At 70.9% G+C, this 357-nt stretch carries 1 protein-coding gene; it reads left to right on the top strand.

Annotated features, from left to right (window positions below; genetic code table 11):
- Positions 1-31: 31 nt before the first annotated feature.
- The coding region (locus tag CVV76_RS24510; protein ID WP_233193163.1) for a PAS domain-containing protein at positions 32-357 on the top strand (326 nt) is incomplete at its 3' end.

The following is a 357-nucleotide window of genomic DNA, read 5'->3' on the forward strand; positions in this document are numbered from 1 at the left end:
CTTCACCCGCGCGGCGCAGAAGGTCTTTCCGATGCGCGACACAGACCGCGGCCGCCCGCTGACCGAACTGCCCGGCACCTTCGAGGATTTCGCCGCGATCGAGGCCGCCGCCCGCGACGTCATCGACACCGGAGAGCCCGTCGAGATGCAGGCCGTCGCCCGCGGCGGCACCCCGGTCTGGCACCTCAACATCAGCCCCTACCGCCTGTCCGGCGGCTCCGTCGCCGGCGCAACCCTCGTCTTCGCGGACGTCACCGAGGCCCTCGGACTGCGCGACGACCTCGCCGTCGAAAGCGAACGCCTCAAACTCGCCCTCGACGTCGCAAGAATCGGCGTCTGGGAACTCGACCCGCAGCG

This window comes from Acidimangrovimonas sediminis (genome assembly GCF_002871005.1).
Lineage (GTDB): Bacteria > Pseudomonadota > Alphaproteobacteria > Rhodobacterales > Rhodobacteraceae > Acidimangrovimonas > Acidimangrovimonas sediminis.